This window comes from Tahibacter caeni (genome assembly GCF_024609805.1).
GTDB classification, from domain to species: Bacteria; Pseudomonadota; Gammaproteobacteria; order Xanthomonadales; family Rhodanobacteraceae; genus Tahibacter; species Tahibacter caeni.
Window position 1 is genome coordinate 1 of sequence record NZ_JANFVR010000642.1, and the last position, 1,217, is coordinate 1,217.

Below are 1,217 nucleotides of genomic sequence, written 5' to 3' on the forward strand. Positions count from 1 at the left end.
GTCGTCGCGCTGCTGCGCGAGCGCGACACGCGCGACCCGGCAGCACGCGACCCGGCAACCCGCAATCCGGCGTCCGGCGACCCGGCGCCGCGCGATCCCGCAGCGCTGCTCGACGCGCGCGACCTCGCCGCGGCCGGCACTTTGCGCATCCTGCCCGACGTGCAGCAGCGCGACGGCCGCTGGCTAGTGCGCCTGCGCGCACGCGACGAGACACGGCACATCGACGTGGAGACGCGCGCCGACGACGCCATGAGCGCCGCGCGCGAAGCCGCCGACACCCTGCTGCTGCGCCTCGGCCGGCTGCCGCCGAACGACCGCGAGGACACGCCGCAGGATCTCGCCGAGCTGCTGCAGCGCACGCGCGCGGCGATGCTGGCCGACCAGCTCGATCTCGCCGGCGAGCTGATCCGCCGCGCCGACCCGGCGCTGCGCGCGCGGCCCGAGATCACCTTGCGCCTGGCCCAGATCGAGCTGCGCGCCGGCGACTATTTCGCCGTCGAACGGCGGCTGCTGCAGCTGCTCGACGAACTGCCGGCTGCGCGCGATCCCGAGCTGCGCGGCCGCGCGCTGGTCACGCTCGCGGCGAGCTACATCCGGCGCACGCGGCCGCAGGACGCGCTGCGCCACTACGACGAGGCGATCACCCTGCTGCGCGGCCGCAAGGCGCCCGATGCGCTGGGCCTGGCCCTGCTCGGCCGCGGCCTCGTCGCGACCCTGCGCGACGACTACGACGCGGCGCTGGCCGACCTCGGCCTGGCCCGCGCCGAGACCGAAGCCGCCGGCAACGAGCTCGGCACCGGCCAGGTCGACCTGAATCTCGGCCTGATCGAAGTGCGCCGGCTGCGGCCGGCCACCGCGCTGCCGGGACTCAACGATGCCGCCGCGCGGTTCGAGCGGCTCGGCGCGCAGGAGGAATACGTCTTCACCCTGGCCAGCATCGCCGAGGTGCAGCAGCTGCTGCTCGACCATGCCGGCGCGCTCGCGACGACACAGCGCTACTGGCCGCCCGAGACGCACAGCCAGAACCTGCGCCTGCGCCACAAGCTGCGCGAGATCCGCGCCGAGGCGCTGCTCGAGACCGGCCAGCTGCAGGCCGCCACGCAGCTGCTCGATGCCGTGCTGGCCGAGGCCGACGCCGACCTCGACGCCGCGACGCTCGCGCGCGTGCATCTGGCGCTCGCGCGCATCGCCGCCGCGCGCGGGCAGGCCGGCGCCGT

1 protein-coding gene is annotated in these 1,217 nt (G+C 75.8%); it reads left to right on the forward strand.

What is annotated here, in order from left to right; genetic code table 11:
- A partial coding sequence (locus NON22_RS24525) for an ATP-binding protein (protein WP_257389600.1) occupies positions 1 to 1,217 on the forward strand: 1,217 nt, incomplete at both ends.